A 21,493-nucleotide genomic window follows, 5' to 3' on the forward strand; every position below is an offset into this window, starting at 1 on the left:
CCGCAGGCGTCACGGAACGAGCACGATCCGGTCGCGCGACGTCGGCGCTTCGGCCCAGGCCTCCTCCACCCGCTCCAGGGGAACGGCTCGGGCGGCGAGCGAGAAGGCATCACCGCTGACGACCACCGCCAGCGCCGCGAGCTCGCTGAGGATGTCGCGGGTCGGCACCGAGCCCTGACCACTGCCCACCAACTGCAGCCGTGTCGCCCGGAGAGCGGCGGACGGGATCGCTGAATCCGCGCCGGCGACCGATCCGATCTGGACCCAGCTCAGTGGCTGATCGTCATCGGCCCGCTTCGGCACGATCGCGCGCAGTGCCGTGCTCGTGGGTTCGCCCCAGAGATAGTCGAGCACGACGTCGACATCCCGGCCCGCTTCGGCGAGATCGGCGGCGATCGCACCGTCGTCGTCTCCGTCGAGGGCGACCGTCACGTCGGCGCCGAGGGCGGCGAGTCGCTCGGCTCCGCGCCCGACCGCGGTGACCCGGTCGGCACCGAGATGCCGGGCGACCTGGATCGCCAGTCGGCCGGCGCTGCCGGTGGCGCCGAGCACGAGCACCCTCTGGCCCGGCCGGAAGTCGATGCGCCGCCGGAGGGCCACCCACGACGACATCGCCGGATTCATCGCGGCCGCGATCCGGATCGGATCGGCGTCGGCCGGCAGCACCACGCTCCGTCGCCGGTCGACGATCGTCTGCTCGGCCATCGAGCCCAGCGCGCCATCCGATTGCACGAAATACCGCATGGTCCCGTCGGCCATGCGGGCCACGCCGTCGATTCCCGGCACGAGGGGTAGGTCGTCGGTGCTGGTGTAGTGGGAGCCGTCCGCCTGTGACAGCACACGCGGATGAAGGCCTGCGGCGACCACCGTGGCGATCTCCTCGTGCGCACCGATCTCGGTGGGCAGGGGGAACGTCTCGAAACGAGGGGCTTGATCGAAGCGGGTGACGACGGCGGCTTTCATGATTCTCCTTCTATAGTTGGTAATACGAAGCAATCTAGTTCGTATTACCAACTAATGCAATCGGAGCGACCATGGCATCGACAGCGCAGGACCCAGCCCCATCCGATGACACGAGCGCCCTGATCGACGCCCTGGGACAGTCCGCATTCCTCACGATGGGCGCGATGACCAAGATCGCCGCCGAGCACGACCTCTCACTGACCCAGCTGCGCGTGCTGGCCATCCTGCGCGACCGTCGCCTGCGGATGACGGATCTGGCCGCCTACCTGGGCCTCGAGAAGTCGACCCTGAGCGGGCTGGTCGCGCGGGCCGAGACGCGCGGACTCGTGGGGCGGGCAGCCGACCGCTCCGACAAGAGGGCCGTCGAGGTCTTCCTCACCGAGGACGGACAGCTGCTCGGAAAGCGGATAGCGGCCGAGTTGGCCGACCAGCTCGCACCCGTGGTGTCGGCCCTACGCCCCGCAGAGCGCCGCTCCCTGCAGGAACTGCTGGCGAAGGCGCTCGATGCGACGGTTCAGTTCGAGGGGTGACTGTCAGCCCTCGACGGTCGTGAGCGCCTGCAGGCCGGTGACGCGCAGGAGGTCGAGCTTGGCTTCATCCTCGCTGCCCGGCGTCACCGTGTAGACCACGACGCGCAGATCGCCGCCCGGCACGGTCAGCACATCGCAGTCGACCGTGATCGGCCCGGCGGGTGTGCCGGTGACGGTCTTGCGGCTCGATCGGTGCTCGGCCACCCGCGCCTCGGCCCAGCGACGCTCGAACTCGGACGACTCGGCCCGCAGCCGGGCCACGAGCTGGGCGAGCGACGCGTCACGCGGGTAGCGTCCCACCGCAGCGCGCAACTCGGCCGCGAGGTCGCTCGCGAAGTCCTCCTCGTGCTGGGCGTCGAAATCGATCCCGTCGTGCCCTGAGGTGAAGTGTCGCCACACCAGGTTGCGTTCGATGCCGACGTAGCGTGACGGGTCACCGGTCAGTGCAGCCCACAGCGGATTCCAGAGCAGGATGTCGTAGGTCGCCGTGAACACCGCCATGGGCACGTCGCCGAGGCGGTCGACGATGCGCTGCACGCCGGGGGTGATGTGCTGGGGCACCACGTTGCGAGTCGGCGGGGCGACCCCGGCGACGCGGTAGAGGTGATCCCGTTCCTCCTCGGTGAGACGCAACGCGAGCGCCAGGGCACCGAGCAGCTGAGGAGACGGATGCGTCGCGCGGCCCTGTTCGAGCCGCACGATGTAGTCGACGCTCACCCCGGCCAGCGCGGCGAGTTCTTCACGGCGGAGGCCCGTGGTGCGACGTCCGGCACCGGCGGGCATGCCGACATCCGCGGGGCCGACACGATCGCGCCAGGCTCGCAGCACGCTGGCGAATTCGCTCATGGCTCCATCCTGCTCCCTGGTGCTGGGTGCAGAGTGGTACTGCTGGTCCCACGGTCGACGGATGCCTGGGCGATCCGCGGCACCACCCGCAGTCTGGACGCATGACAACAACACTCATCACCGGGGCCAACAAGAGCCTCGGCCTCGGAAACCGCCCGCCGTCTGATCGACGCCGGCCACACCGTCTACGCCGGCATGCGCGACCCCGCGAAAGGTGACGACGCCCGCGCGTTCGGCGCCCACGTCGTGCAGCTCGACGTCACCGACCAGGCGAGCGTGGATGCCGCGCTGGCCTCCCTGCCGTCGCTCGACGTGCTGGTGAACAACGCGGGCATCCTCGGAACATCGTTCGGGGTCGACGACCTCTCCGTCGACGCCATGGCTCACGTGTTCGACACGAACGTGCTCGGGATCGTGCGCGTCACGCAGGCGGCACTCCCGCTGCTCGGCCGTTCGGAGCATCCGGTGATCGTGAACGTGGCGTCGGGTGTCGGCTGGCCGCGCTTCCTCACCACCGAGGGACGAGACGAGTTCCCGGTGCCGGCCATCCCGTACGCATCGTCGAAGGCAGCCGTCATCGCGCTCACCGTGCAGTATGCGAAGAACCTGCCGTCCTTCCGGGTGAACGTGAGCGACCCCGGCTACACCGCCACCGACTTCAACCACCACGGCGGTCACCAGACGGTGATGGAGGGCACGGATGCCACGGTGCGGCTCGCGCAGGTCGCTCCTGACGGTCCGACGGGCGAGTTCCACGACCGGTTCGGGCGCATCGAGTACTGAGCTGGTCGGCGGGAGTGGCGGGCTCGGCTGGCGCGTCGGCGTCAATGTCGGTGGCTGGTGATTGACTTATTCTCATGAACCAGTCGACCGTTGTCTTCACCCCGGCCCCCGCCCCGGGGCCGGATGCGCACGGCCATCGGTTCGATGTCGTCGGCGATGCGCGTGCCCCGGTCGGGCCGGATATGCCGTTCGATCCGACCCGCCAGACGCAGAGTCTGGGTGAGCTCGGTGCCCGTTTCGACGCAGTCGTGCGGGGCATCCAGGCGGAGGATGCGGTCGTCGCCGCGTCGGATGCGCGCCGCACCCGTCTCCTCGCCGAAGCCGCCGCGCTGTCCGATCGGATGGCGCGGCTGGACGGGTCGGCGGGCACCGCGACCGGGCGGGAATGGGCTCGCCGGAAACTCGCCACCGAGATCGCGTGTGCCACCCACCGTTCCGAACGCGAGGTCACGATCCTGATCGACTTCAGCGAGAACCTCGTCGACCACCTGCCCGCCACCCTCACCGCCCTGGAGCACGGCACGATCTCGTTCCGGCACGCCCAAGTGATGGTCGCCCACGCCCGCACCCTCCCCGAAGAAACCCGTCCCACCTTCGAAATTGAGGTGTTGCCGCACGCCGTCGCGTTGCCCGCGCACCGTTTCGAGGACCACGCCCGCCGCCACCGCGAACTCACCCACCCCGAGTCGATCACCACCCGCACCAAGGCAGCGCGGGAGGAACGCTACGTCGCGTTCCACCCCGACCCCGACGGCATGGCCACCCTCTACCACCACCTCCCCGCCACCGACGCCCTCGCGATCGACGACCTCATCGACCGCCTCGCCCGCTCCGACCGCGCCACCCCCGACGGTGGCAGGACCATTTCGGCCGTCACCACCGACGACACTGACGCCACCGCGGTAGACGGCGCACCCCAGGACGCGGGCGCGGTCACCTCACACCGCGCGGCCGCTTTGCACGCCGCGGCCACCACACAGAGCGCGGTCGGCGTGAGCGCGGGTGAGGAATCCAACACGGACGCCAGCACCACCGGGAACCCGGACGCGCGCACCCACGCGCAACGCCGCTGCGACGCCCTCACCGACCTCATCCTCGGCCGCCGCGACCGCCCTCGCATCACCCCCACCATCCTCATCACCGCCCCCGCCACCACCATCGCCCGCGCATCCGACGACCCCGGCACCCTGCACGGCTACGGCCCGATCGACCCCGACACCACAAGAGCGATCGCCGCCACCGCCCCGACCTTCCTCCGCGCCCTCCTCAGTCCCGATACCGGCGCACCGACCACCATCACCCGCCACCGCCACCGCCCCACCGCCGGCCCCGTACCTCCCCGAGTCGTCGGAGCCACGCCCCCGCGGCCGTTCAACCCGCCGACCTCGCCTGACACCCCCACCACCCTCGACACCCCAACCAAGCTCAACACCCCTGCGACGCTCGACAATGCTGCTGGTGCGCTCGACGCCCCGACACCGATCAGCGACACCGACACCGACACCGGCACCGCCGGAACGACCGACCTGCCGAACACGGCCTCGACCGCGCGCCCGGGCCGGGACCGATACACCCCATCCCCGGTCCTCCGCACCGCGCTCGCCCTGCTCGACGAGACCTGCCGGTTCCCCGGCTGCGGACGCCGCGCCAACCGCTGCGAGTTGGATCACACGAAGGCCTGGGCAGACGGCGGCACCACCACCCCCGATAACCTCTCCCACCTCTGCACCCGCCACCACCACCTCAAACACGAAGGCGGCTGGACCGTCACCCCCACCCAAGACGGAACCCGCGGCCTCACCTGGACCAGCCCCCGAGGCATCCACTACTCCACCACCCCAGACCCACCCCCACCTCCACCACCCGAATACTGACCTGGGCAACGACATACCGCTGCCCACAACGCCCCCCGAGACTCCGCCAAGCCGACCATGATCGCCCGAGCCCAACCCGCACTCGCGCGCCCCTGGCCCACCCGCCCACGCCGCCACACGCTCATCCAGCATCCGCGCCCGAGAGTCACCCATCCACACGGCTGCACGTCCAGCCAACGCACGCCCGACCCAAACCACCGCACCTCCATGCCTCTACCCGCACACCCCAAGGTCACCGGTTCACACCACCGCGCGCCCCGCCTCTAACCACACACCCCAAGGCCACCGGCCCACGCCACCGCGCGCCCCGCCTCTAACCACACACCCCAAGGCCACCGGCCCACGCCACCGCGCGCCCATCCAGGAGTCATCAGGCCACGTCGTCGCGCGCAGCACCGACCCCGACCACGAGGGGCGGGGCTGCGGCGTCAGGGTCTGGTAGCTCCGGTGTGGCGGGCGTTCACGGGCAGAGCTGCCAGACCCTGACGCCGCAGCCCCGCCCCTCCCCCGCCCCGACCCCCGCCGAACGGCCCCGCCCAGACCCAAGCCACACCGCCCCTCCCGAAGCGCTCGAAACAGCCAACCGCGCACCCCACGAGCCGTGGATAATCGACATGTGAGCCCCCGCCCCGAGTCGCCGATCCACCGCATCGGTCCGAAGGGCAGCATCGGCTCGGCCGTGAATGTCGTCATGTGCGCGGCGCTGGCCGTGATCGCCATCGTGGTCGGCATCGTGCAGGCGCAGCCGTTCTTCTTGGCGGTGACGGCCGTCGCGGTGCTGATGGAGATCCAGTTCGTGCGCACCTTCCTCCGGGTCCGCCGCCAGACCCGCATCGTGCGCGAGTCACCCGCTGCCGAACCCGACGCGGGCCACGCCGCCGGCCACTGATGGATACCCTCATGCTCTTCGTGATGCTCGCGACAGGCGTCACCGTGGGAACCCTGTTGATCGTCTTCCGGCGTCCGTTCGCCCGCTTCTCACACGAGATGAACAGCGAGAAGGAGATCGACCCGAAGGCACCCGTTCCTCGCCGCTACTCTCCTGGGTGGGTGGCCCTGGCGGGCGCCTTCTTCATCGTCTTCGGCCTGATCGCCGGAACCTCCGGACTCGTCCATCTGCTGAATCAGGGCTGACCGTTCGGCGGCCGGGTCGTGCGCACGGAAGGGCTCAGAGCGCCGCCGCGTGATCGGGCACGAATCGGTGCCCGTCGAGCGGCGGCCGCTGCTCGTCGACCGCTCCCGGACGATCCGGGAAGTCGACGTGCTCCGGATCGAGATGCTCATACGGCACCTGACTCAACAGGTGGTTGATGGTGTTGATCCGCGCAGACTTCTTGTCGTCGCTCTCGATCGTCCACCACGGCGCCTCGTCGATGTCGGTCACCTCGAACATCGCGTCCTTCGCGCGGGAGTAGTCCTCCCACTTCGTGATGGAGAGCAGGTCGGTCTCCGACAGCTTCCAGCGCCGCATCGGATCGTTGAGCCGCGACCGGAACCGCTTCTCCTGCTCGGTGTCGCTGACGGAGTACCAGTACTTCAGCACGATCATGCCGTCGTCGACGAGCATCCGCTCCACCACCGGCACCTGCTGGAGGAAGCGGTCGTACTGCTCGTCGGTGCAGTAGCCCATCACGCGTTCGACGCCCGCCCGGTTGTACCAGGAGCGGTCCATCAGCACGATCTCGCCCGCGGTCGGCAGTCGCTCGACGTAGCGCTGGAAGTACCACTGACCCTTCTCCCGCTCGCTCGGCTGCGGCAACGCCACCACCCGGGCACTGCGCGGGTTGAGGTACTGCATCACGCGCTTGATCGCACCTCCCTTGCCGGCGGCGTCACGACCCTCGAAGATCACCAGCACACGCGCACCGGTCGCGGTGACCCACTGCTGCATGCTCACCAGTTCGATCTGCAGCCGGCGCAGTTCTTTCTCGTAGAGCGCCTTCTTCAGGTGATGGGCGGAGTGCTTCTTCTTGTGGCTCATGTGCTCATCCGAGCACGGCCCACCCCATCCGGCGCGGGGTTGCGCTCCCGGCCCCGCAGCAGTAGCACTCCCGGCGGCGTCCGAGCGGAGTCAGCCCCGGCGACGCGGGAGGATGCGCGCGAGACCGTTCACGACGGAGAGCAGACGGGTCGCCCCCCGGCGACCGATCGCCGCCTCGCTGACCGTCGGGAACATCCGGAACGTGAGTTGCGCCACCACCTCGCCGGCCACCGCGTCCACCGGCGCACTCGCGGGGGCACCGATGGTCTTCACGGCCTGACGCGCCAGAAAGCGCCGAAGAACCCGTCCCGCCCAGGTCTGCTGCATGTCACGGATGGCGGTGTCGAGAGTGAACCGCCCCGGTCGAGGGGCGACGTTCGGTGGCACCGGATGTCCGAGCAGACGCTCGAAATCGGCGACCGGGAATCCGAGTTCCCCCGAAGGAGCCCGGTACGCCGAGGGCTCGTCGCGCTCGTGCGGCGCCGCCTGTCCCGAGAGATCGACATCTCCCCGCCACACGACATCGCGCGACGACCGCGCCACCCGGATCTCGAAGCGCCCCGACTCGAGCACCCACGACCGCGAATCCACGTCCCAGAACGAGAAGGCACGCTGGGGAAGGCGGATGCTCACCGCCTCCGAGGCACCGGGTTCGAGCGCCACCTTCGCGAACCCGCGCAACTCCTGCTCCGGACGGAACACGCTCGACTCGACGTCGTGCACATACACCTGCACGACCTCCGACCCCACCCGCGAGCCCGTGTTCGTGACCGACAGGTTCACCGTCACGTCGTCTCCGGAGGGCGAAACCGCCACCGCGACATCCGACCACGCGAAGCTCGTGTACGAAAGTCCGTGACCGAAGGGGAACTCCACCTCCTCGCCCGCACTGTCGAAGTAGCGGTAGCCGAGGTGGAGACTCTCACGGTACTCAGCGGTCACCGGCCCGTTCGGAAGCCGGGACACCGGATGCGACGCGTACGAGAGCGGGAAGGTCTCCGCGAGCCTCCCCCCGGGCTCCGACACGCCCAGCAGCACCTCGGCCATCGCACTCCCCGAGGCCTGTCCGCCCAGGTAGCCCTCGACGATCGCGGGCACGGCGCGCCGCCACGGCAGCTCCACCGGCGACCCGTTCTGCAGCACCACGACGGTGTTCGGGTTGACCGCGAGCACCGCTTCGACGAGCCGATCGTGCGAGTCCGGAAGGCGCAGGTGCGCGCGATCGACCCCTTCGGTCTCGAAGACCTCGGGCAGACCGATCACCACCACCGCGACATCCGCCTCCTCCGCGACGTGCCGGGCCGCGGCGAGCTGAGCCGGCGTCGACTCGTCGTGCACGAGGTCGTACCCCGGCGCGAAGGTCACTGCGTCCGTCCCGAGCGCGGTGCGCAGCGATGCGAGCAGGGTGTCGACCCGCGTCGGCACCACGTGCGAGCTCCCGGCACCCTGGAACCTCGGCGCCGATGCGAAGGCGCCGATGACGCCGATCCGAACACCTTCCTGGAGAGGCAGGGTCCCGCCGTCGTTCTTGAGCAGCACCGTTCCGGCGGCCGCCGCCTGCCGGGCCAGCCGGTGGTGGGCCTCGAGATCGGGCGGGTCGACCGGAGCGGTCGCGGCGTCGGCGTGCCGTTCCACCAACTCCAGGATGCGCCGGGCCGAGTCGTCGAGCGCCTCCCGCGAGAGCGCCCCGGTCCGCACCGCGTCGAGCACATACCGGTCATCACGCGCGCCGAGCCCCGGCATCGCGAGGTCGTTGCCCGCCGGGACGGACAGCGTCCGGTCCCACGCGGCACCCCAGTCGGACACCACGACGCCTTCGAAGCCCCACTCCTCGCGCAGCACCTGCCGGAGCAGCCAGGCGTTCTCGGTGCAGTGCTCCCCGTTCAGCTTGTTGTAGGCCGCCATGACGGTCGCCGGTCGCTCCTCGACCACGATCGATTCGAAGCCGGCGAGATACAGCTCGCGCAGCGCCCGCTCGTCGACCACGGCGTCGATGCCGTACCGCCGCTGCTCGGTGTTGTTGGCGGCGAAGTGCTTGAGCGAGGCGCCCACTCCGGTGCTCTGCACCCCGTTCACCCAGGCCGCGCCCAGGCGCGACGAGAGGTGCGGATCTTCGGAGAAGTACTCGAAGTTTCGGCCGCCCACCGGTGTCCGCTTGAGGTTCACCCCGGGACCGAGCAGCACGGCGATCCCGTGCGCGGCGGCCTCGCGCCCGAGGGCTTCACCCACCCGGCGCACCAGGGCCGGGTCCCAGCTCGAACCGAGGGCCGCGGCCGTGGGGAAGCAGGTGGCCGGATGCGAGTCGAACATCGACATGCCCGATCCGTCGTGCGGCTTCCGCACCCCGTGCGGCCCGTCGCCGAGCCGGATGGCCGGGATGCCGAGCCGCTCGACGGCCGACGTGCTCCAGGCATCCGCTCCGGCCGTGAGGGACACCTTCTCGGCGTCGGTCAGCTGCGCGAGGAGGGCAGCCACCTCGGGAGAAGTCGTGTCAGTCATCCTTGTCCATGGTAGAGCGCCCGCCGCTCTGCCAGACTTGCCGCGTGACCACAGAAAACCTGCCCTCCGTCTCGATCGTGATCCCGGCCTACAACGAGGAGGCCGGCATCCGGCACTGCCTCGTGGCGGCCATCGAACAGACCGTGCCGGCGCACGAGATCATCGTGGTCGACAACAAGTCGACCGACGGCACCCGCGCGGCGGTCGAGGCGATGCAGGTCGCGTTCCCGGAGGCGAACATCCGCCTGATCGAACAGGATGCGGAGCAGGGCATCACCCCCACCCGCAACGCCGGCTTCGACGCGGCGACCGGCACCGTGATCGGTCGCATCGATGCCGACTCCGCCCTCGAACCCGACTGGGTGGAGCAGGTGCAGAAGGCTTTCGCCACGGGCGAGTTCGTCGCGGCGAGCGGTCCGGTGGAGTACTACGACATGCCGATGCGGGCGTTCGGCCATCACGCCGACGACACGTTCCGCAAGATCCAGGTGAAACTGGCCGGCAAATACGTCTTCCTCTTCGGCACGAACATGGCCATCACCAAGGCGGCGTGGCTCGCCGTGCGCGACGATGTCTGTCCCGACCGCGAAGACCTCATGCACGAGGACATCGACCTCGCGGTGCACCTGGCACTCAAGGGCCTGAAGGTCGGCTACGTGTCCGCGATGGTGGTGGGGATGTCGGCCCGGCGCCTCGATTCCTCGCCGAGGGACTACCTCTACTACGTGGAGCGGTTCGAGCGCACCTATGCGCACCACGGCATCCACGACGTGCGGTTGCTCGCCCCGATGGCCGTCTTCCTCGGTATCTACCCGGCGCTGCACGCTGAGCGGCGGCTGCACGAGCACCACACCGCACAGACCTGGGGCGGCGTGCCGCACCCGGCGGCCGGCGAAACGCCTACCGCCCCGGCGTGACCGCGGAGGCGTCGACCGTCAACGCGATCCGGTCGCCCGGTCGGATGTCGCTGCCGGCGGCGGTCGAGGACCGCACCACCGTCCCGGGCCGCGCGTCGACGGCACCCGCCGCATCGACGAAGGTCACCGGACCGAGCCCCAGGGCCGCGAGCGTGGCCGCTGCCTGATCGGTCGGCGACCCGATGACGTCGGGCATCACCCGGAGCGCTCCGTTGCTCGCCACGACTGTGACCGTGGCACCGGCCGGCGCTGACTCGCCGGCGGCGGGCACACTCGAGGCGATCCGGCCGGCGCCGATCGACGAATCCGTCGCGCCGCCTTCGTCCACGTCGAAACCGGCGGCGGCGAGCCGCTGACGGGCCTCGGCCAGGGTCGTGCCGGTGACGTCGGGCACCCGGGTCTGCGACCCCTGCACCAGGCCGGGGTCGGCCTCGGGGAACTCGTCGCCACCGTACTTCCCGTCTGCGACGGTCATGAACTCGCGCCACACGTGATGGCGCAGGTCGCCGCCGTTACGACCGGCGATCGTGTTGTGCCGTAGGGACACCGATCCCTGCACGTTGCCCACCCAGACAGCGGCCGTCAGCTTCGTGCTCGAGCCGACGAACCAGGTGTCCTTCTCCAGGTCGGTCGTGCCGGTCTTGCCGATGTGCGGCACACCGTCGTCGGGGTTCGAGAGCGTGCCCGACCCAGCGGTGACTACCCGCGTCATCGCGTAAGCCATCGCCGCGGCGATCGGCGGCTCGACGGCCCGGCTGCAGGTGGCGGACGGCACCGGCAGGTCCTGCCCGTCGGCATCGACGATCCGGTCGATCGCCAGCGGGGAGCAGTAGGTTCCCCCATTCGCAATCGCGGCGAACGCGGCCGCCATCGTGAGCGGCGCCAGCTCGTTGGTGCCGAGCACGTCGGCGACGTATTCCGTGAGCGGGCTCCCGTCGGCCCGGTGCACCCCGAAGGCTTCGGCCGTCTTGCGGATCTCACACTGGTCGAGCTTCTCCGCCATGGCCACGAAGGCGTTGTTCACCGAGTCCTGCACCGCCGTGGTCACGCTGACCCGACCTGGATTCGCCCCCCCGTCGTTGCTCGGCGCGTAGGAGCCGCTGGAGCCGCCGGTGCAGCCGTCTGCGAAGTCGGCCTGATCGAATCGTTGCGGACTGCCGTTCACCACCTCGTTCAGGGAGTGCCCGGCCTTCAGCCACTCCGCGAGCACGAACATCTTGTAAGTCGACCCCACCTGGAAACCGGTCGATCCGCCCAGGTCGTAATCGGTGGCGTAGTTGATGGCCGTGTTGTCGGGCGCCACCGCATCGGGATCCTGGTTGAAGTACTTGTTCTGGGCCATGGCGAGCACCCGACCGGTTCCGGGCTGCACGGTCACGAGCGACGCGCCGAGGTCGAGCACGTCGGACGACATCGGCACGTACTCGTTCAGGACGCTCTGGGCGCTCGACTGCAGATCGACGTCGAGCGAGGTATAGATCTGATAGCCGCCGGTCGTGACGTTCTCCCACCGGCTCTCCGCGTCGGCGCCGAAGGCGGGATCGTTGCGCATGAGGTTCGTGACGTAGTCGCAGAAGAAGCCCGCTCCGATCGGGTTGGCGGTCTGGCATCCGGTCGACGGCGGTGTGATCGTCGGCGTCACCGGCGTGGCCACGGCCTCGTCGTACTGGGCCTTCGTGATGGCGTGGGCGTCGAGCATGGCGGCGAGGACGTCGGCGTCGCGTCGCGCCTTGTTGGCCTCGAGGTTCTCGGGCAGGTCGATGCGCAGCCCGTTCGGCTCGTTCACCGTCGCGATGAGGCTGGCGGCCTGAGCCAGGCTGAGACGGGAGGCATCGACCCCGAAGTAGTACTTCGATGCCGATTGGATGCCGTAGACCCGGCCGCCGAACGAGGCGATGTTGAGGTAGCCGAGCAGGATGTCGTCTTTCGAGTACTCCTTCTCGAGTCCGATCGCGAGCCGCATCTCCTTCAATTTGCGATCGACGGTCGTCTTCGTGGCGTCGTCGAGCGCAGCCGCGCGTTCGCCCTCGTCGCCGATCGCGCCGGCGCGCTGAACGAGGATGTTGCGGACGTACTGCATCGAGATCGTCGACGCCCCGGGTCCGTCGCCCTCGACCGAGTTCTGCAGTGCCGCTCGCGTGGCCGACATGATGTCGACGCCCCCGTGTGAGTAGAAGCGCGGATCCTCCGTCGCCACCACCGCGTCCTTCGCGAATTGCGAGATCTGGTCCCACCCGACCTGCTCCCGGTCCTGCTCGAAGACCGAGGCGAGGAGGACCGGATTCGAGGCAGCATCGACCGCGTAGATGTTCGTCTTCTCCGCCAGCGCGTCGGGCTTCACGTAGCTCGGCAGGTTCTCGAACATCCCGATCGAATTGTTGGTGGCCAGGCCCGTCACGGCGAGCGCCGGAGCGATCATCGCGGTCACGAGAACCCCGGCCACCACGCCGAGACCGATCATGGCACCGAGGGCGCCGAGGGCTGTGCCGAGTGGACGTTTCGTCATGCGCCCATTCGACCAATCAGCCCGTGCTCAAGTCCAAGGCGCATATCTGCTCAAGTCATGCAGAATAGGCATATGTGGTCGCTGGATGCTCTCCTGCACTTGCGCACGTTCGTCGCGGTCGCGGAGTCGCTCAGCTTCTCGCGCGCCGCCGAGGAGCTGATGATCGGGCAGCCGCTGCTGAGCCGTCGGGTCAAGGCCCTGGAGACGGAGATCGGAGGAGAGCTCTTCGACCGTTCGAAGCGTCAGATCGCACTCACCGCACTCGGCGCCGACCTCCTCGGCCCGGCCCGGGACCTCCTCGCCCGGGCCGACCGCCTCGAGGCGTTCGTGCGCGCCGCCCAGGGGTTCGACGGCATTCGTCTCGCGCTGCCCCCCGACAGCGACCCGCGCTCGATCGCGCGCATGATCGCGGCGGCCGCCGAGGCCGGCACTCCGCTCCACGTCGAGTTCCTCGCCGCCGCCGAGCGTGAGGCCGCCGTGCTCGAGGCCGCCGTCGCGCTCACGGTGGTGCGGGTGCCGATCGACCTCGCGGGCTACTCCGTGCCCCTCGGTCTCGCGTCCGCGACGGCCCTCACCGATCGCGAGCGGCCCGTGCATCTGACCGATCTGAGGCGGAGCCGGCGAGATCCAGGGCCGCCACGGCGCATCCTCGTGACGGCGGAAGACGATGTGCCCCTGTTCCGGGAGCCGTTCTCCAGGTCCGCCGCGCAGTCGGGCCTCGTCGCGTCGCAGGTCGAGGTCATGACGTCCACCACGAACGCCGTCGCCACGGTGTTCGCGACGGATGCGCTCCTGCTGTGCTCGCGACCGTTCGCGCGGCGGAACGGATTGGCCTGGGCGCCCCTCGCCGACCGGTCGCTGCGCCGCACCTATCGGGTGCAGGCATCCGACACCCAGCGGAACAACGCGCGCCTGGAAGAGCTCGTGACCGGGCTGGCTCCCCTGATCGGAGTGGTGCTGGACGCGGGCCCTGTCCGGAGCGACGGCGACGACACGGCGGCGAGCGACGAAGGGGCCGAGCGCGGCGATCGCGGCCGAGAAGCCCTCGCGGAGGCCTGGCGATGAGCGCGCTACCGCCTCGCCTGGTGTCGACCGCACCCGAGTTGCTGGCCGCGGCCGACGAGATCGCCGACGATTGGCGGTCGCTCGGCGTCTCCGGTCACTTCCTCGCGCGCAACATCCGAACGGGCGAGGAGTTCGGGTTCGACGAGACAGCCGCGGTTCCGCTGGCATCGGTCGCAAAGGTGCCGCTCGCCCTTGTGATCCTGGCCCTGATCGACGACGGTCGGATCGACGAGGCCGCACCGCTCGTCATCGATCCAGCTGTCAGCAGCTTCGGCGCCACCGGCACGGCGCTGTTCCGGCATCCAGCGACGATCGCCGTGGGCGATCTGCTCATGTCGATGCTCGCGGTCAGCGACAACGCGGCCGCCGATGCCCTCCTGGATCTGGTGGGCATCGACACGGTGAACGAACGTCTACGGTTCTGGGGGTGCGACGACATCGTCTTCCGGCACCGGTTCCAGCGCATGTACGAATGCGCCGCGGGGGCAGCGGGCGACGATTTCCGGCTCGCCATGGAGCTGGCCATCCGGGGAGATCGTCCAGGTGAGCACCACGCGATCGAGACGATGGATGCCGCCAACGCGAACGTGGGGACCGCCGCAGCACTGGTGGATCTCCTGCAGCGCGTCTGGCTCGATGACATCGCCGGCCCCCGGGCGACCGCTGCCCTGCGCCGACTGATGTCGCATCAGGTCGCGAACCACCGGCTGCCGAGCGATCTTCAGGCCGATGCCTTCACGGTGCGGTCGAAGACCGGGACGTTTCTCACCCTGCGCCATGAGATCGGCGTGGTGGAGACGGATTCGGGAGAGGCGATCGCGATCGCAGCCCTCACCCGGTCCACGGCACGCGCGACCGTGCAGCAGGCCGTCGATCTGGCGATCGGGGCCGCTGCACGGCGCGCGGTGGAGAGCCTCCGCTAAACGCGACGGTTGCCCGTGAGCATCCGCACGATGAAGACGATCACCGCGAGGACGAGAAGGATCAGGCCGACCCAGAGCAGGAAGTTCAGCGACGAGACGAAGCCGCCGGTGAACAACAGGATGACCGCGATGACCGCGATGACGATGAGCAAGATGTTCACGATGGTTCTCCTTTGTTGGTGATGTCGGCCGTCGGCCGCTTTCGCCACCCTTGCGGGTGGACGTCTATTTGTTCTTGTCGGGCTTGTCGGGTTTCTCCGGCTTGTCCGCCTTGTCCGGCTTGTCGTTCTTCCCGCTGTTGCCCGAGTCGTCCGTGGCCGGATCGTCGCTGACCGCCGGGGTGTCGGTGACCGGATCGGTGCCGCCGGAGTCGTCGGTCGTGGCCGGTTCGGTCGTCGGCGCCTCCTCGGGCGCGGGCTCGACGGCGGGCGCGGGCTGGAGATCCGATCGGAGCTGATCGATGGCCGCCTGGATCGCGGTGACCCGCGACGTCGAGACGTCCCCCGCAGCCGATGCCTTGTCGAGCTGTTCCTGCAGCGAGTCCAGCGTGGCGAGTGCCCCGGAGGAATCTCCGCTCGCGGCCTGATCGGCGGCGGTGACGACGGTCGATTGCATGAGTTCGCTGGTGCCCGACGCGATGTCGGCCGTGGCCCCGGCGGCGCATCCGCTCAGGCCGATCACGATGGCGAGCGGAATGGTCGCGAGAATCGCGCGATGGTGTCGGATCATGGGGTCACCGCATCCAGGAGCTGCTGGAAGTGGGTGCCCAGCGGCTCGTCGAGGGTGGGTAGCGTTGGCTGCGCGGCCGGACTCGAGGCGCTGAGCGCCCAGATGAGCACGCCGACGATCACGGCGATCACGATCACGGCCACGACGGCGATGATCGCGAGCCGCCGCCGGATCCGCAGTGGCCCTGTCACGATGGGGCCCGAGTCGGTCTCCGGATCGGCGATCGGAGCCGCCGCCTCCGGGAGGATGCGGGTCGGAGCCGTGGGAAGGGCTTCTGGCGTGTCCTGTGCGGACAGAGCCTGGGTGGGCGCGGTGCCGGTCCCGTCCTGTGCGCCGCTTCCCGCTAGGGCCTGAGTCGGCGCCGTGAGGAGGGTGCCCGTCACTTCGGTCGCCGGGTCCTGCCCAGGCGCATCGAGTCGCGCAGCCGCGAGGACGACGTCGAGAGCGGTGGGTCGTTGCTCCGGCTCGCGGGCGGTCATCGCGGTGAGCAGCGACTTCCACTCGTACCCGACCGACCCGGGGATCGCCGGGTCGAGCGTCAGCCGCGCGAGTGCCGCCTCGTGCGTCCCGGTCTGCGGGAAGGCGCGAGCGCCCGTGAGCGCTTCGATCAGCACGAGACCGAGCGCGTAGATGTCGGATGCCGGCGCGGGCTCGGCTCCGCGCACCTGTTCCGGACTGAGGTACGCCGCTGTCCCCACGAGGGTCCCCGGCGTGGTGAGCCGGGTGGAATCGACGAGGTAGGCGATTCCGAAGTCCGCGAGCTTTGCCCGGTACTCCTCCCCCGGTACGTGCGACCGGCGCAGCAGCACGTTCGACGGTTTGATGTCCCGGTGCACGATCCCCGCCTGGTGCACGACGTGGAGCGCTTCCGCCAGGTCGCGAGCCATCGCCGCGACGTCTCCATCGGCGAGCGGACCCTGCGACAGCCGTTCGCGCAGGGTGGGGCCGTCGACGAACTCCATCACGAGGTAGTCGGGCGCGCCCCGGCCGACCCGGGCGTCGTACAGCGTCACGAGCGACGCGTGGTTCAGCGACGCCAGAAGCCGGGTCTCCGAGGCCAGGCGCGCTTGCTCCGAGGCGGGCTCGCCGGCCGACTCGCGGAACATCTTCAGTGCCACCGTGCGGCCGAGCGTCTCGTCGACGGCGCGGTACACCACTCCCATTCCACCGACGCCGATGCGCGACTCGAGCAGATAGCGTGCGTCGAGGAGCTCGCCGGTGTTCGGCGAACTCTCGGGCATCACTCCGGGCAACGTCACGCTGCTCAGACCAGCGGGTCGTTCGTGTCGCGCGTGCTGCGCGTGACCTGCTCGCCGCTGGCCGGATCGACGGCCGTCCGCGTGGTGGCCGTCGACTGGCGACGGCGGAGCAGGAAGACCAGGCTGATGAGGAACACCACGACTCCGGCGCCCATCAGGATGTAGCCGATCAGCGAGAGGTTCACGACTCCGCCGAGGTCGACGTTCACCGCGAACGCCAGGATGGCTCCGATCACGAACAGTGCGATCCCTGTACCGATACCCATGATTTCCTCTCTTCCGAGGCGACGTCTTCGCCTCGTCCGGCTCGCGGGGCTGATAGTTCTCTGATGAAATACCCGGCCCACCGAGCCATCTGAGGACATGCCTACCATGATTGAGTCAATAGCGATTGAGTCAATTTCGATGGGTGCGGAATCATGACCGAACTGAGACGTCGAGTGGCGATCCTCGCCGCGCTCGCCGATCCGACCCGCCTCCGCATCGTCGACCTCCTGACACTCGGAGACCTCGCCTCATCGGAGATCGAGTTGCTCCTGAAGCTGCGCTCCAACCTCGTCGCGCACCACCTGCGCGTGCTGGAGAAAGCGGGGATCGTGTCGCGATCCCGCTCCGAGTTCGACAAGCGTCGCACGTACATCGGCCTTCGGTCCGAGATCTTCGACACCCTCACACCGGGCCGCGTCGAGGTGCCCGAGCGCGTGGTCTTCGTGTGCACGGCGAACTCGGCCCGATCTCAGCTGGCCGAGGCCATCTGGCGCGACTCGAGCGACATCCCGGCCGTCTCGGCAGGAGTCGACCCCGGCGCGGGCGTCAATCCGGCTGCCGTGGAGGCAGCCGCCCGCCACGGCCTCGTCATCGACAAGGCGAAGCGTCCCCTCCACGTCGACGAGGTTCTCGACCACCACGACGACCACGATCTCGTCATCACGGTCTGCGACGGAGCGCACGAACGGATGCTCGGCCGCGATGACCTGCACTGGTCGATCCCCGACCCGGCGCCGCTCGGAACGCCCGAGGCATTCGACTCCGCCTTCACGCTCATCGCCCAGCGCATCCGCGCCCTCTCCCGGCGCTTCACCACCGCCTGACAGCGTTTCCGGATGCCTGGCCAGGCTAAGAAAGCTGGAAGAATTCGGGACGATCGTTGAAAGGGTAGACACCCGATCGACACCCGAATCGAGCCCCGATGACCATACGAACAGCGCCCGCCCCGCTGGCCGGGCGCCGCCGAGAACGCGATCCCCTCGACCGTGCCCGCCGCCTGCGCCGGCTCCGGCGGATGCGCGCGGCCGACCTGATGATCGCCCTCTGCTGGGCATCGGCCGCCATGGCCATCGCCCTCTGGTTGGCCTATGGCGGCCTCGGCCATATCGTCGATGCGGCCTCCGCACTGACCGCGGCGGGCATCGTGACCGGCCTCGTGGGCACGGACCTGATCCTCGTGATGCTCGTGCTCGCCGCCCGCATCCCCGCGATCGACCGGGTCGTCGGGCAGGACGCCGCCATGGCCCTGCACCGCCGACTGGGCAAGCCCGCGCTCTACCTGATCCTGGCGCACGGTGTGCTCCTCACGATCGGCTACGCCCTGACCGACGGGGTCACCGTGGTCGCGGAGACCGTCAGCCTGTTCCAGGGCCCGGACATGGGTCTCGCCTACCTCGGGCTGGCACTACTGGTGGCGGTGGTCGTGACATCGGTGGTGGCGGTTCGCCGCCGGTTCTCCTACGAGGCCTGGCATCTCATCCACCTGCTCAGCTACGCGGCCGTGCTCGTGGCGGTGCCCCACCAGCTGAGCGCAGGCGGCGTGCTGGCCGACGGCACCGTGCAGCGGGTGTACTGGGTCGGGCTGTATGTGCTCGCCTTCGGCGCGATCGCGCTGTTCCGTTTCGCTCTCCCGGCCTATCGCAGCGCCCGGCACGGCATCCGGGTCGCGGGAGTCGAGCAGGTCGCCCCCGGAGTGGTCTCGCTCCATCTCACCGGCCGCGATCTCGATCGCCTCCACGCCCATGGCGGGCAGTACGCGATCTGGCGGTTCTGGAGCGGTTCCACCTGGTGGCACGCGCATCCGATCTCCTTCTCCGCCGTGCCCATGGCGACGATCGCGCGCCTCACCGTGCGGGACCTCGGGTCGGGCAGCGCCGCGATCGGCCGGGTGCGTCCCGGCACGCGGGTGTCGATCGAAGGCCCGTACGGCGTGTTCACCGACGCGCACCGGGTCGCCCCGAAGCTCGCCGTCATCGCCGCGGGGATCGGCATCACGCCCATCCGGTCGCTGCTCGAGCACTCCGAGCTGCGGCCCGGCGAGGCGACGGTGATCCTGCGAGGCAGCGATCCGGCCCAGGGCTACCTCTGGAACGAGATCGGCGCCTTGCCGAGCATGCACGGCAACGCGGTCTACACGATGCTCGGCGCCCGACCGCGCGGACTCGCCACCTGGATGTCGGCCGAAGCCCTCGCCCGGGGGGTCACGATCACCTCCGCGTTCCCCGACCTGCTTGCTTCCGACCTGTACGTCTGCGGGCCGCAGTCCTGGGCCGATCTCGTCATCCGCGACGCGCGTGCCGCCGGACTGCCCGACGAGCAGATCCACGTCGAGAGGTTCGACTGGTGAGGGCCCGCGCGCTCGCCCTGGGCATCCTCTCATCGGCGGCCGTGATCACGGTCGGCTGGCAACTCGGCACGCAAGGGCACACCAACACTCAGGCCCCGTCAGGCACGCAGGCCGGGACGTCGACCGGATCGGACGCGACGGTGACCCCGTCCGCGCCCGCGACCACCGGCCCGCAGACGACGGCCCCGGCGACCACGGCACCGGACACCACGGCGCCCGCCACCACGGCTCCGGACACTACGGCCCCGGTCATGACCGGCACCTCGGGCACCTTCACCGGCAGCTCGGTCCAAACCCGTTTCGGCAACGTGCAGGTGCAGATCACCGTGCAAGACGGCGCGATCACGGATGTCACGGCGCTCCACCTCACCGATCGCGACCCGCGGTCGGTGTCGATCAGCAACCGCGCCGCTCCCGTGCTGCGTCAGCAGGTGCTCGCCGCGCAGTCCGCGAACGTGCAGGGCGTCTCCGGCGCCACTTACACGACCGACGGCTACCTGAGCTCCCTGCAGTCGGCTCTCGACCAGGCCGGACTCTGACCGTGACCGTGCACCTGTTCGACACCATGGGCACGGCCGTCAGTCTGCGATTCGCGCACGACCTGCCGACGGCCGCAACGCTCGCCCGGGTCGAGGAGGCCTTCCGCGAGTTCGACCACCGGTTCAGCCTCTACCGCGGCGACTCGGAGATCAGCCGGGTGGCGCGAGGCGAGATACCGCTGCACCGAGCGAGCGTGCCCCTCCGCGAGGGCTACGCAGAGTCGGTCGAGTGGATGCGTCGCACGGACGGATCGTTCACCCCGCACCGTCCCGACGGAGTCGTCGATCTGTCCGGCCTGGTCAAGGCGAAGGCGATCGAGGCCGCCGGGCGCATCCTGGACTCGGCCGGGGCGACGGACTGGCTGCTGAACGCCGGCGGCGACATCCTCTCGCAGGGATCGTTCGACGGCGCTCCCTGGCAGGTCGGCATCGTCGACCCGGATGACCGGACAGTTCTGCTCTGCGCGCTCGGATTCAGCGGAACACGCCGGGCATTGGCGACCTCGGGAACGGCCGAACGTGGAGAACACATCTGGCGCATCGGTACTCCCGGTGCGCCCGCGTTCCGGCAGGTGTCGGTGCTGGCCGACGACATCGTCACCGCCGATGTGCTGGCCACCGCGATCCTGTCCGGAGGCCCCACGCGGAGCCAGACGATGCTCGACGAATTCGACGTGGACGCCCTCATGGTCGACGATCTCGGTCGGCTCACGGCGACACCGGGCCTCGCGGCGTCCGCCCGTCTCACCGCCGCATGAGCGCGACCCCGGATGGCGCTCCCTATACTTCGACCATGTCCGAGAGTGCGCGCATCCTGCTCGTCGAGGACGACGCGCGCCTGGCGCAGATGCTCGACCAGCTGCTCACGGCCGAGGGCTACCGCACGGTGCTGGCGCGCGATGGTCAGCGGGCCCTGCACGAGGGTCTCACTCAGGAGTTCGACCTCCTGGTGCTCGACCGGGGCCTTCCGGTGATCGAGGGTCTGGACGTGCTCGCCCGGCTGCGCAGCCGCGGCATCCTCACCCCCGCCCTCGTGCTCTCGGCGCTCAGCAATCCTGCCGACCGCGTCGAGGGACTCGACCGTGGGGCCGAGGACTACCTCGGCAAGCCCTTCGACATCGACGAGCTCCTCGCCCGTGTCCGTGCGCTCCTGCGGCGCCATCGCACGTCGGTGCCGGTGCTCGCCTTGCCCGACGGCAGCCTCGACACGGCCGGCCGTACGGTGACGACCCGTTCCGGCGAGAACGTCATCCTCTCCGAGCGGGAGTCACAACTCCTGGAACGTCTCGCGCGGCGCCCGAACCAGGTCTTCGAACGGGACGACCTGCTCGCAACGGTCTTCCCCGATGCCGACGACCCCGGAGTGGTCGACACCTACGTGCACTACCTGCGCAGGAAGCTCGGCCGGCAGGCGGTCACCACCGTCCGCGGGATCGGCTACCGACTCGGACCGCTGCCATGAGTG

The 21,493-nt window shown here is 69.6% G+C and carries 22 protein-coding genes and 1 pseudogene; 13 read left to right on the top strand and 10 right to left on the bottom strand.

Annotated elements, in window-relative coordinates; genetic code table 11:
• Positions 1 to 9: 9 nt before the first annotated feature.
• Positions 10 to 963, bottom strand: a complete 954-nt coding sequence (locus ACFJGU_RS20320; protein ID WP_382306089.1) for a zinc-binding alcohol dehydrogenase family protein — start codon at positions 961 to 963, stop codon at positions 10 to 12.
• Between the two features lie 71 nt (positions 964 to 1,034).
• On the opposite strand from ACFJGU_RS20320, the gene ACFJGU_RS20325 reads away from it, so the two are divergent.
• Entirely contained in the window at positions 1,035 to 1,493 is a 459-nt protein-coding gene (locus ACFJGU_RS20325) for a MarR family winged helix-turn-helix transcriptional regulator (RefSeq protein WP_382306091.1), read from the top strand.
• A 3-nt stretch (positions 1,494 to 1,496) separates the two neighbouring features.
• Here the strand turns inward: ACFJGU_RS20325 and ACFJGU_RS20330 are convergent, their stop codons facing one another.
• Entirely contained in the window at positions 1,497 to 2,339 is an 843-nt protein-coding gene (locus ACFJGU_RS20330; RefSeq protein ID WP_382306092.1) for a helix-turn-helix transcriptional regulator, read from the bottom strand.
• A gap of 101 nt (positions 2,340 to 2,440) precedes the next feature.
• Between ACFJGU_RS20330 and ACFJGU_RS20335 the strand changes: the two are divergent.
• The 4 genes and pseudogenes from ACFJGU_RS20335 to ACFJGU_RS20350 all read left to right on the top strand — a co-directional run bounded on the left by ACFJGU_RS20335 (position 2,441) and on the right by ACFJGU_RS20350 (position 6,130).
• Positions 2,441 to 3,122, top strand: a pseudogene (locus ACFJGU_RS20335) (SDR family NAD(P)-dependent oxidoreductase).
• 74 nt (positions 3,123 to 3,196) lie between these two features.
• Entirely contained in the window at positions 3,197 to 4,996 is a 1,800-nt protein-coding gene (locus tag ACFJGU_RS20340; protein ID WP_382306094.1) for a DUF222 domain-containing protein, read from the top strand.
• Between the two features lie 616 nt (positions 4,997 to 5,612).
• Entirely contained in the window at positions 5,613 to 5,885 is a 273-nt protein-coding gene (locus tag ACFJGU_RS20345; RefSeq protein WP_382306096.1) for a hypothetical protein, read from the top strand.
• Between the two features lie 11 nt (positions 5,886 to 5,896).
• Complete coding sequence (locus tag ACFJGU_RS20350; protein ID WP_382306098.1) at positions 5,897 to 6,130, top strand: hypothetical protein; 234 nt, start codon at positions 5,897 to 5,899, stop codon at positions 6,128 to 6,130.
• 34 nt (positions 6,131 to 6,164) lie between these two features.
• On the opposite strand, the gene ppk2 is transcribed toward ACFJGU_RS20350, so the two are convergent.
• Together ppk2 and ACFJGU_RS20360 are read right to left on the bottom strand one after the other, a co-directional pair.
• A complete protein-coding gene (gene ppk2 / locus ACFJGU_RS20355; RefSeq protein WP_382306100.1) occupies positions 6,165 to 6,977 on the bottom strand; it encodes a polyphosphate kinase 2 in 813 nt (270 codons plus the stop codon).
• A 90-nt stretch (positions 6,978 to 7,067) separates the two neighbouring features.
• The gene (locus ACFJGU_RS20360; RefSeq protein WP_382306102.1) at positions 7,068 to 9,476 is read right to left on the bottom strand and encodes a glycoside hydrolase family 3 C-terminal domain-containing protein; all 2,409 of its coding nucleotides are present in this window, start codon (positions 9,474 to 9,476) and stop codon (positions 7,068 to 7,070) included.
• A 44-nt stretch (positions 9,477 to 9,520) separates the two neighbouring features.
• Between ACFJGU_RS20360 and ACFJGU_RS20365 the strand changes: the two genes are divergently transcribed.
• Positions 9,521 to 10,393: a glycosyltransferase gene (locus ACFJGU_RS20365; RefSeq protein ID WP_382306104.1), complete on the top strand. Its 873-nt coding sequence runs from the start codon at positions 9,521 to 9,523 to the stop codon at positions 10,391 to 10,393.
• Here ACFJGU_RS20365 and ACFJGU_RS20370 read toward each other — a convergent pair.
• Complete coding sequence (locus tag ACFJGU_RS20370) at positions 10,377 to 12,899, bottom strand: transglycosylase domain-containing protein (RefSeq protein WP_382306106.1); 2,523 nt, start codon at positions 12,897 to 12,899, stop codon at positions 10,377 to 10,379. The two genes, ACFJGU_RS20365 and ACFJGU_RS20370, sit on opposite strands and share 17 nt — an antisense overlap.
• A gap of 57 nt (positions 12,900 to 12,956) precedes the next feature.
• On the opposite strand from ACFJGU_RS20370, the gene ACFJGU_RS20375 reads away from it, so the two are divergent.
• Both ACFJGU_RS20375 and ACFJGU_RS20380 read left to right on the top strand, forming a co-directional pair.
• Entirely contained in the window at positions 12,957 to 13,964 is a 1,008-nt protein-coding gene (locus ACFJGU_RS20375; RefSeq protein WP_382306108.1) for a LysR family transcriptional regulator, read from the top strand.
• Positions 13,961 to 14,887 carry a serine hydrolase gene (locus ACFJGU_RS20380; RefSeq protein WP_382306110.1) on the top strand — a complete coding sequence of 309 codons (927 nt, stop codon included), beginning with the start codon at positions 13,961 to 13,963 and terminating at the stop codon, positions 14,885 to 14,887. Before ACFJGU_RS20375 ends, ACFJGU_RS20380 begins: the two co-directional genes overlap by 4 nt.
• Here ACFJGU_RS20380 and ACFJGU_RS20385 read toward each other — a convergent pair.
• From ACFJGU_RS20385 to ACFJGU_RS20400, 4 genes are all read right to left on the bottom strand, one after another.
• On the bottom strand, positions 14,884 to 15,048 hold the full coding sequence (locus ACFJGU_RS20385; protein WP_139256683.1) for a DUF2207 domain-containing protein: 165 nt from the start codon (positions 15,046 to 15,048) through the stop codon (positions 14,884 to 14,886). The genes ACFJGU_RS20380 and ACFJGU_RS20385 overlap by 4 nt on opposite strands.
• 64 nt (positions 15,049 to 15,112) lie before the next feature.
• Positions 15,113 to 15,616, bottom strand: coding sequence for a hypothetical protein (locus ACFJGU_RS20390; protein ID WP_382306113.1), 504 nt, complete (start codon positions 15,614 to 15,616; stop codon positions 15,113 to 15,115).
• Positions 15,613 to 16,875, bottom strand: coding sequence for a protein kinase (locus ACFJGU_RS20395; protein ID WP_382306115.1), 1,263 nt, complete (start codon positions 16,873 to 16,875; stop codon positions 15,613 to 15,615). Before ACFJGU_RS20395 ends, ACFJGU_RS20390 begins: the two co-directional genes overlap by 4 nt.
• Before the next feature lie 5 nt (positions 16,876 to 16,880).
• Complete coding sequence (locus tag ACFJGU_RS20400) at positions 16,881 to 17,141, bottom strand: DUF6458 family protein (RefSeq protein WP_382306116.1); 261 nt, start codon at positions 17,139 to 17,141, stop codon at positions 16,881 to 16,883.
• A gap of 153 nt (positions 17,142 to 17,294) precedes the next feature.
• Here ACFJGU_RS20400 and ACFJGU_RS20405 point away from each other — a divergent pair, with 153 nt between their 5' ends.
• Together ACFJGU_RS20405 and ACFJGU_RS20410 are read left to right on the top strand one after the other, a co-directional pair.
• On the top strand, positions 17,295 to 17,966 hold the full coding sequence (locus ACFJGU_RS20405; RefSeq protein ID WP_382306117.1) for an ArsR family transcriptional regulator: 672 nt from the start codon (positions 17,295 to 17,297) through the stop codon (positions 17,964 to 17,966).
• A 98-nt stretch (positions 17,967 to 18,064) separates the two neighbouring features.
• The gene (locus ACFJGU_RS20410) at positions 18,065 to 19,489 is read left to right on the top strand and encodes a ferric reductase-like transmembrane domain-containing protein (RefSeq protein WP_382306119.1); all 1,425 of its coding nucleotides are present in this window, start codon (positions 18,065 to 18,067) and stop codon (positions 19,487 to 19,489) included.
• 88 nt (positions 19,490 to 19,577) lie between these two features.
• Here ACFJGU_RS20410 and ACFJGU_RS20415 read toward each other — a convergent pair whose 3' ends face one another.
• A complete protein-coding gene (locus ACFJGU_RS20415) occupies positions 19,578 to 19,742 on the bottom strand; it encodes a hypothetical protein (RefSeq protein WP_382306120.1) in 165 nt (54 codons plus the stop codon).
• Between ACFJGU_RS20415 and ACFJGU_RS20420 the strand changes: the two genes are divergently transcribed.
• The 3 genes from ACFJGU_RS20420 to ACFJGU_RS20430 are packed head-to-tail and all read left to right on the top strand — an operon-like array spanning position 19,741 to position 21,490.
• The gene (locus ACFJGU_RS20420) at positions 19,741 to 20,028 is read left to right on the top strand and encodes an FMN-binding protein (protein WP_382306122.1); all 288 of its coding nucleotides are present in this window, start codon (positions 19,741 to 19,743) and stop codon (positions 20,026 to 20,028) included. The two genes, ACFJGU_RS20415 and ACFJGU_RS20420, sit on opposite strands and share 2 nt — an antisense overlap.
• A gap of 2 nt (positions 20,029 to 20,030) precedes the next feature.
• Complete coding sequence (locus ACFJGU_RS20425) at positions 20,031 to 20,786, top strand: FAD:protein FMN transferase (RefSeq protein ID WP_382306124.1); 756 nt, start codon at positions 20,031 to 20,033, stop codon at positions 20,784 to 20,786.
• A gap of 35 nt (positions 20,787 to 20,821) precedes the next feature.
• Positions 20,822 to 21,490, top strand: a complete 669-nt coding sequence (locus tag ACFJGU_RS20430; RefSeq protein WP_382306126.1) for a response regulator transcription factor — start codon at positions 20,822 to 20,824, stop codon at positions 21,488 to 21,490.
• The last annotated feature ends 3 nt before the right edge of the window (positions 21,491 to 21,493 follow it).

Origin of the sequence: Herbiconiux sp. UC225_62, from assembly GCF_042694625.1 — a bacterium.
GTDB lineage: Bacteria > Actinomycetota > Actinomycetes > Actinomycetales > Microbacteriaceae > Herbiconiux.

Bases quoted from the DNA above. Each gene is read 5' to 3' on its own strand.
- ACFJGU_RS20320 (WP_382306089.1), bottom strand. From the start codon at position 963: ATGAAAGCCGCCGTCGTCACCCGCTTCGATCAAGCCCCTCGTTTCGAG.
- ACFJGU_RS20325 (WP_382306091.1), top strand. From the start codon at position 1,035: ATGGCATCGACAGCGCAGGACCCAGCCCCATCCGATGACACGAGCGCC.
- ACFJGU_RS20330 (WP_382306092.1), bottom strand. From the start codon at position 2,339: ATGAGCGAATTCGCCAGCGTGCTGCGAGCCTGGCGCGATCGTGTCGGC.
- ACFJGU_RS20340 (WP_382306094.1), top strand. From the start codon at position 3,197: ATGAACCAGTCGACCGTTGTCTTCACCCCGGCCCCCGCCCCGGGGCCG.
- ACFJGU_RS20350 (WP_382306098.1), top strand. From the start codon at position 5,897: ATGCTCTTCGTGATGCTCGCGACAGGCGTCACCGTGGGAACCCTGTTG.
- ppk2 (WP_382306100.1), bottom strand. From the start codon at position 6,977: ATGAGCCACAAGAAGAAGCACTCCGCCCATCACCTGAAGAAGGCGCTC.
- ACFJGU_RS20360 (WP_382306102.1), bottom strand. From the start codon at position 9,476: ATGACTGACACGACTTCTCCCGAGGTGGCTGCCCTCCTCGCGCAGCTG.
- ACFJGU_RS20370 (WP_382306106.1), bottom strand. From the start codon at position 12,899: ATGACGAAACGTCCACTCGGCACAGCCCTCGGCGCCCTCGGTGCCATG.
- ACFJGU_RS20375 (WP_382306108.1), top strand. From the start codon at position 12,957: ATGCAGAATAGGCATATGTGGTCGCTGGATGCTCTCCTGCACTTGCGC.
- ACFJGU_RS20380 (WP_382306110.1), top strand. From the start codon at position 13,961: ATGAGCGCGCTACCGCCTCGCCTGGTGTCGACCGCACCCGAGTTGCTG.
- ACFJGU_RS20390 (WP_382306113.1), bottom strand. From the start codon at position 15,616: ATGATCCGACACCATCGCGCGATTCTCGCGACCATTCCGCTCGCCATC.
- ACFJGU_RS20400 (WP_382306116.1), bottom strand. From the start codon at position 17,141: ATGGGTATCGGTACAGGGATCGCACTGTTCGTGATCGGAGCCATCCTG.
- ACFJGU_RS20405 (WP_382306117.1), top strand. From the start codon at position 17,295: ATGACCGAACTGAGACGTCGAGTGGCGATCCTCGCCGCGCTCGCCGAT.
- ACFJGU_RS20410 (WP_382306119.1), top strand. From the start codon at position 18,065: ATGACCATACGAACAGCGCCCGCCCCGCTGGCCGGGCGCCGCCGAGAA.
- ACFJGU_RS20420 (WP_382306122.1), top strand. From the start codon at position 19,741: ATGACCGGCACCTCGGGCACCTTCACCGGCAGCTCGGTCCAAACCCGT.
- ACFJGU_RS20415 (WP_382306120.1), bottom strand. From the start codon at position 19,742: ATGACCGGGGCCGTAGTGTCCGGAGCCGTGGTGGCGGGCGCCGTGGTG.
- ACFJGU_RS20430 (WP_382306126.1), top strand. From the start codon at position 20,822: ATGTCCGAGAGTGCGCGCATCCTGCTCGTCGAGGACGACGCGCGCCTG.